Source organism: Luteimonas sp. A501 (genome assembly GCF_054052085.1).
The window spans coordinates 1-7111 of sequence record NZ_JBSVRI010000008.1; the positions used below are offsets into that span (position 1 = coordinate 1).

Sequence of the window (7111 nt, forward strand, 5' to 3'; positions counted from 1 at the left end):
AGCGGCGGCCTAACGAGTCGTTCAAGCCGACGCCACATCGGAGCGCAAATCACATGGCAGGTACAGCTTGCCATGTGCTTCACGCCCCGCTGCAGCGCGGCTTAACTCTGGTGTTAGGCGGCACATGAACGCACTCGGCCACTTTGGATTCATCGCTCTGGCGTCGCTGGCCATCGCATCTTGCGGCTCTGCCCCAAGAATTGATGGCAATTCTCAAGCTGCGTTTGAGCGCAGCCATGCAGCCGTTATTGCGGCACTCTCCGCGGAAGACCGGTTGCGGCTGTCCTTGGCGGAGCTAATAGTCCTGTCGCCCAAGGGCTGCCTGACCACCAAGTCACTCGCTGGCCAGCCGTTTCTTAACGAGACTCTTGGCGGACAGGCAGACCTGAGCCCCTGCCGCAAAGAGCTGCATGGCCTTACGTTCAAGGACATCATGGACCTGGCGTATCCTCAGGGAGAGCCAGTGGGTGGCGGTGTCGCGGGTGCCGCCTAACAATTCATTCAAGCCGACGCCGCTTCGCGGCGCGGCTTAATTCAAGTGTTAGGCGTTGTTTCCCGCACTGTCGTTGCCAGGTTCCAGGCAATCTGTAGCGCCTCGCTTATCCGCAGCGTTTGCACCTCGCACGCGCGGTGCAGGTATCGGCAGTAAGCCCTGCAGCAGCTCGGCTCCGGACAGGCGCGACTCTCCGCAAGAGTTGACCGGCCGAGTCGGCTTCGGACGGGGCGCAGTGAGAGCTCTTGGCCGCGCGAGTCGAGTGTTCTGCTTGTGGCCCCGGCAAATGCCAGCCTCAGGCCGCTCGGCCAGACTTGTTGTACTGTTCGGCTCAGGGGTTGGGCTGTCGCAAGGTCGGGCGCAAGCTCGGCGTGCAGCGGCCTAACAAGTCGTTCAAGCCGAAGCCGCTTCGTTACGCAAAACACATGGCAGGTAAAGCTTGCCGTGTGTTTCGCTTCACTACGCGTCTCGGCTTAACTCTGGCGTTAGGCCTTGTTTCCCGCACTGTTGTTGCCGGGTTCCAGGCAATCTGTAGCGCCTCGCTTATTCGCAGCGTTTGCACTTCGCACGCGCGGTGCAGGCGTCGGCAGTCAGCCCTGCAGCAGCTCGGCTTCGGACAGGCGCGACTCTCCGCAAGATTTGACCGGCCGATTCGGCTTCGGACAGGGCGCAGTGAGAGTTCTTGCCCGCGCGAGTCGCGTGTTCTGGCTTTGGCCCCGGCAAATACCAGCCTCAGGCCGCTCGGCCAGACTTGTTGTACTGTTCGGCTCAGGGGTTGGGCTGTCGCAAGGTCGGGCGCAAGCTCGGCGTGCGGCGGCCTAACAAGTCGTTCAAGCCGAAGCCGCTTCGTTACGCAAAACACATGGCAGGTAAAGCTTGCCATGTGTTTCGCTCCACTACGCGTCTCGGCTTAACTCTGGTGTTAGGCCGCAATGGATTCCTCTCTGATCCCCAAGCTCATCAGGCAGAGACGGCGCTTGTTCCAAAGCTACATTGTCCATGTCGTCTGGTTCGCCGCCATGATCGTCACAGCCATTGCCCATTCGTCCAAGACCGTAATTGCGGCTTCAATTCTTCTGGCGCTGGTAACGGTCCCTCCGGTCATTGCCTACGCGGCTGCGGTGCACCGAACGTGCCGCGCCATTGATCCAACCGCCAAGACAATTGGCCTCATCCCAATGATCATCATGACGGTGCTGTTCACTCCATTCGAGTCCGGTCTGGTGGTCCCAGCCAAGAACCTATTGGTATCTGGCAGGTTGGTGCGGCAGCATCAGTCTGCTTCGGCAGGGCCCGGTGCTTCTACTCAATCAGACCCAAGTTTGCGGCCAGATTGCAGCAAGTTGTTGTAATGTTCCGGCTCAGGGGTTGGGCTGCGGTGCTTCCAGGCAAGTGTTCGCGATGTCTGGTGGCGGCGGCCTAACAATGCGTTCAAGCCGAAGCCGCTTCGTTCCACCAACCATATGGCAGGTAAAGCTTGCCATATGGTTGGCTCCACTACGCGTCTCGGCTTAACTTAGGCGTTAGGCCGCATGATGAATCCGCTCCAACTGACCGTAATTCTTATTGCCTTGGTTGCTTTGTCAGGCTGCAATTCCTGTGGCAATGAGATATCTCAAACGGTCATCTCGCCGTCCGGCAACATCAAGGCCGTAGTGTTCAATCGTAACTGCGGAGCTACAACTGGCTTCAACACTCAGGTCTCAATCATTCCCGCCACCGGTGCGCTTCCGGATATTGGTGGCAACACCCTCACCATTGACGGCGCTGTTCCGCTGCAAGTCCAATGGCGCTCGGAATCCGCCCTGCACTTGGCGGGCCTTGGCTCCGCCGAGGTGTTTAAGCAAAAGGATTCGGTGGCCGGGGTCTCGGTCAGCTATGGCAACTGAGCTGCGGCCTAACAATTCATTTCAAGCCGAACCCGCTTCGCGGGTCGGCTTAATTCAGGCGTTAGGCTGCCATCGGGGATTGTCGTGATCTATACAAATCAGATCGCTGGATACGTTGCGTTGCTGTTCTTCATTGCCGGCAGCATCGTTTTGCATCTCAGGCTGCGGAATTACTGGAGCCTGTCCTTTATCGCTTCTATTGTGGGCATTCTAGTCTGGGTATTCTGGCTGTCGGGTGCTGTTCACCATGAGTTCTACTACCCGCTCACGAACGAAGCAAATGACGTAACTGCTATGCGTCGATTTGCTACGGTTGTTGCTGCAATCGAGGCTGTTCTTATGCTTTGGTTTGGCATCTCCTTCCTCTTTGCTGCCAAGTCTATTCGGCCGCAAAGGGCAGCCTAACAATGCGTTCAATCCGACACCGCATCGGGGCGCAAACCACATGGCAGGTACAGCTTGCCATGTGCTTCACGCCCCGCTGCGGCGCGGCTTAACTTAGGTGTTAGGCCTTGTTTCCCGCAGTGTCGTAGCAGCATTTTCGGGTCGCCTGTCGCAACCCCGCGCATCTGTCGCGGTGGCACCTTGCACGCGCGGTGAGGGCAGCGGCAGGCACTCGTGGTGCACCTCGGCTTCAGACAGACGCGACTCTCGGCAAGATTCGACCTGCCGGGCCGGCTTCGGATAGCGCGCGGTGAAAGTTCTCGGTCGCGCGGTCCAGTCGTTCTGGCTTCGGCCTTAGCAAGCGCCAGCCGAAGCTGCGCGGCAAGACTTGTTGTAATGTTCGGCTCAGGGGTTGGGCCGCCCCCGGGTCGGGCGTAGTGCCAGGCAGCGGCGGCCTAACGAGTCGTTCAAGCCGATGCCACATCGGGGCGCAAATCACATGGCAGATACAGCTTGCCATGTGCTTCACGCCCCGCTGCAGCACGGCTTAACTCTGGTGTTAGCTCCACAGGGGGAGTTTCATGGCAGTTCCGAAGGAGGGCGTTCCCGCACGCCACAAGTACAACCCAATTAAGTACTCATTCGTACGTGTTGCGGCAGGCGAACAGCACGTCCTCACATCGGATCCGTGGTCGTATCTGGCATCACACCTTCAGAACCTCATTCCTCGCAAGAAGGGGTTGAACAAGCAGAATCTAGAGCGTGCTTTCCACTATGCGCGCCTCGCTGAAGACTTCTTCAAAGCCTCGGAAGTCACGCCACTTCCCGCAAAAGGAACACTCGCGTACTACAGCATGCTCAACTTGGTTAAATGTTACCTGTCGTGCGACGGATTAGAGTTAGAGAAGACGTATGAGCACCACGGACTTCAACTTCCACAGGGTCAAAGAGGAATCATTGAGGCGAAAAGGCCGGAACCTTCATCGCACATCAACATCTTTTCAGAGTTCTGCAACCGTCTCGGAAAGCCGATAACTGCAACGGCCACTTTTTCCCTAGAGTCCGCGCTCTCCCACATTCCAGAGATTCACGGGTTGTTCTCAAGCGTTACAGATACAAAGCGAAAGCTCCTTCCTGTCTACATTGATTTTTTAGTGAACGACAGCAAATCGTTCCTGTTCACTGAGTTGAGCTACAAGAAGGAGCAGGAGAATAAGGTTGACTGCTCAAAGTTTCACAAAGGTAGTCGGCTCGCGTACTTCAAGGATTCACATCAGAGGGACGGTGCAGTTGTGCATCGGAGCAAGAAGCGAAAAACCTGCAACAACAGCAATATCTCGACGAAGTACCTGAATATTCTCGCTGAGTACGACGATTTCAACATCACGCCCATACTGACCCGGCAAGGCTATCGGTACTACGTTGATCTAAAGCCCGGGGACTTCCCTTCCCTAGGCTATTCGCTTGCCGCAATGTTTTACCTTGGCTCTGCCGCGAGATATAGGCCGGTCGAAATGGAGGCGGTGCTGAAAGGGAAGCTCCGTCCACTGATAACGGAGCTCATTAGCTTGACCCCAAAGCAGTTCTTGTACCGCATGGTCTCGCACATCACCCAGCGAGAGTGTGTTATCCCATTGTCTAAGCTGTAGAGCTAACAATTCATTCAAGCCGATGCCGCTTCGCGGCACGGCTTAACTCTGGCGTTAGCGATCATGAAATGCATGTCGGCAATCCTAGTCGTAATCTTGTCATCCAGCTTCGCTGCAAATGTGTTGGCATGCCAGCCAGGCCCGCTCAGTGTGCGTAGCTCGGATGCCATTTTCTTGGGGTATGTAACGGGCGAGCGATGGCCAGATTTAGAAGTTGAGTACTCGGGTGGCACAAATGCGAGCACGGTCGGAAACGCCAGGGGTTACCCATTGCTTCTGCTGCGAGTAGTGCAAACGGAGCTCCTGAAAGGCAATGCGCCCCACATTGTAGAAGCCATTTCGCCCTGCGCATTGCCTGTTGAGGCTGGTGAAAGGGTATTTGTTTCGCATCGTGACGGAGAGTACCGGGTATATCCAGCAGATATCCCTGGCTATGAGAAATCGGTTCGCGAGGCACTCCGCGATAATCGCTAACTAGTAGTTCAAGCCGACCACGTACCGTGGCGGCTTAACACGGCGTTAGGCCTTGTTTCCCGCACTGTTGTTGCCGGGTTCCAGGCGATCTGTAGCGCCTCGCTTACCCACAGTGTTTGCACCTCGCACGCGCGGCGCAGGCATCGGCAGTCAGGCCTGCAGCGCCTCGGCTTCGGACTGGCGCGACTCTCCGCAAGATTCGACCGGCCGAGTCGGCTTCGGACAGGGCGCTGTGATAGTTCTTGGCCGCGCGAGTCGCTGGTTCTGGCTTTGACCCCGGCAAGTGCCAGCCTCAGGCCGTTCGGCCTGACTTGTTGTACTGTTCGGCTCAGGGGTTGGGCTGTCGCAAGGTCGGGCGCAAGCTCGGCGTGCGGCGGCCTAACAAGTCGTTCAAGCCGAAGCCGCTTCGTTACGCAAACCACATGGCAGGTAAAGCTTGCCATGTGCTTCGCTCCACTACGCGTCTCGGCTTAACTCTGGCGTTAGGCCGCTGCGGGAGGTGGCATGCCAATAGGGGAGATCGCCGGTGAAGCTGTTGGCGGAGTGCTGCGTCTTCTCGGGCGCTTACTCTTCGAGATCATCTTCGAACTGCTGATCCAAGGTCTGGGCTACGTTGTGATTCGCATCTTCCGGCCTGGCCAAGAGCCCAGCTCTAGCGCCTGCGCTATCGTTGGTCTGTTTTGTTGGGGGGCTGTGTTCGCTGGTGGCTACTTCGTCTACCGTGCGACCGCGGCCTAACGAGTCATTCAAGCCGATGCCGCTTCGCGGCACGGCTTAATTCTGGTGTTAGGCGGCTAAACCAAATGGACTGGCTCGTGAAAATTCTTGCTTTCATTCTTGTGCTTGCGTCGCTGCCGGTAGTGGCGACTGACCTCACGGAGAATACGGCACTCGCCTGTGAGGCCGGCCCGATCCAACGCGAGTTCGATGCATCGGCCTGGAACATCTACGCCTGCTCGGACGCGAAGTCGGTAGTAGTGGTGCCGCTTCAGGCCATAGACGGAGAGTTCGGCTACTTCTTCGTCACTCCCGAGGGCCAAGGCGTCACTGTCGTTGGCGAGGGCTGGGGCCAAGATTCGTCGTTCCAGCCTGTGTTCCAGCGGCTCCAGCAGGTCACAGCATCGGAACTAGCCGCTATAGTTCAAGCCGCACAGGCGGCCAAGCCAGCAGCCTCACCAGCCGGGTGACGCCGCCTAACAATTCGTTCAAGCCGAAACCGCTTCGTTACACCAAATGCATGGCAGGAAAATCTTGCCATGCATTTGGCTCCACTACGCGGTTCGGCTTAACTCTGGCGTTAGGCCTTGTTTCCCGCACTGTTGGAGCAGGGCATCCGGTCGCTTGATGCACTCCGCTCATCCAGCGCAGTTGGCACCTCGCACACGCGGTGAAGGCAACGGCAGACATTCGTGATGCATCTCGGCTCCGGACAGGCGCATCTTCGGCGCAAGTACGATCATCTAGAGTCGGCCTCGTGCTGGCTCACGGTGGGGTCTTCGGCCGCGCGAGTTGTGAATCCTCGCCTCCGCTCTCACAGGCACGGCCAAGGCTCGGCAAGTTGTTGTAGTGTTCGGTTCAAGGGTTGGGCCAGGTGCCAGGCATCGGCGGCCTAACGTGTCGTTCAAGCCGATGCCGCTTCGCGGCACGGCTTAACTCTGGTGTTAGGCCTTGTTTCCCGCACTGTTGTTGCCGGATTCCAGGCAATCTGTTGCGCCTCGCTCATCCGCAGCGTTTGCACCTCGCACGCGCGGTGCAGGCATCGGCAGTCAGCCCTGCAACACCTCGGCTTCGGACAGGCGCAACTCTCCGCAAGATTTGACCGGCCGAGTCGGCTTCGGGCAGGGCGCAGTGAGAGTTCTTGGCCGCGGGAGTCGAGTGTTCTGGCTTTGGCCCCGGCAAATGCCAGCCTCAGGCCGCTCGGCCAGACTTGTTGTACTGTTCGGCTCAGGGGTTGGGCTGTCGCAAGGTCGGGCGCAAGCTCGGCTTGCGGCGGCCTAACAAGTCGTTCAAGCCGAAGCCGCTTCGTTACGCAAACCACATGGCAGGTAAAGCTTGCCATGTGCTTCGCTTCACTACGCGTCTCGGCTTAACTCTGGCGTTAGGCATTGCATGAAGATTCGTCGCTATCAGAAATATGATTGGAATCGGATCTGCGAGATTCATGATCTAGCTCGCATGGATGAACTTCGGGGAGCAAATCTAGAGGAGGCTTTCCTGCCACT

Annotated in this window: 6 protein-coding genes; all 6 read left to right on the forward strand. The window is 57.7% G+C overall.

The genetic code is table 11. The features are described from left to right. Positions 1–124: 124 nt before the first annotated feature. The 6 genes from ACW7G5_RS14395 (at position 125) to ACW7G5_RS14420 (ending at position 6076) form a co-directional block, all read left to right on the forward strand. On the forward strand, positions 125–493 hold the full coding sequence (locus ACW7G5_RS14395; protein WP_457005646.1) for a hypothetical protein: 369 nt from the start codon (positions 125–127) through the stop codon (positions 491–493). Positions 494–1470: 977 nt separating this feature from the next. Continuing rightward, complete coding sequence (locus ACW7G5_RS14400) at positions 1471–1845, forward strand: hypothetical protein (protein WP_457005647.1); 375 nt, start codon at positions 1471–1473, stop codon at positions 1843–1845. A 180-nt stretch (positions 1846–2025) separates the two neighbouring features. Then, positions 2026–2382, forward strand: coding sequence for a hypothetical protein (locus tag ACW7G5_RS14405; RefSeq protein ID WP_457005649.1), 357 nt, complete (start codon positions 2026–2028; stop codon positions 2380–2382). An 84-nt stretch (positions 2383–2466) separates the two neighbouring features. After that, entirely contained in the window at positions 2467–2787 is a 321-nt protein-coding gene (locus tag ACW7G5_RS14410; RefSeq protein WP_457005650.1) for a hypothetical protein, read from the forward strand. Positions 2788–3347: 560 nt separating this feature from the next. Beyond that, positions 3348–4415, forward strand: coding sequence for a YaaC family protein (locus ACW7G5_RS14415; RefSeq protein WP_457005652.1), 1068 nt, complete (start codon positions 3348–3350; stop codon positions 4413–4415). Positions 4416–5692: 1277 nt separating this feature from the next. Continuing rightward, positions 5693–6076, forward strand: coding sequence for a hypothetical protein (locus ACW7G5_RS14420; RefSeq protein WP_457005654.1), 384 nt, complete (start codon positions 5693–5695; stop codon positions 6074–6076). The last annotated feature ends 1035 nt before the right edge of the window (positions 6077–7111 follow it).

Coding starts and splice junctions, on each gene's coding strand:
- ACW7G5_RS14395 (WP_457005646.1), top strand. CDS start 125: ATGAACGCACTCGGCCACTTTGGATTCATCGCTCTGGCGTCGCTGGCC.
- ACW7G5_RS14405 (WP_457005649.1), top strand. CDS start 2,026: ATGATGAATCCGCTCCAACTGACCGTAATTCTTATTGCCTTGGTTGCT.
- ACW7G5_RS14415 (WP_457005652.1), top strand. CDS start 3,348: ATGGCAGTTCCGAAGGAGGGCGTTCCCGCACGCCACAAGTACAACCCA.
- ACW7G5_RS14420 (WP_457005654.1), top strand. CDS start 5,693: ATGGACTGGCTCGTGAAAATTCTTGCTTTCATTCTTGTGCTTGCGTCG.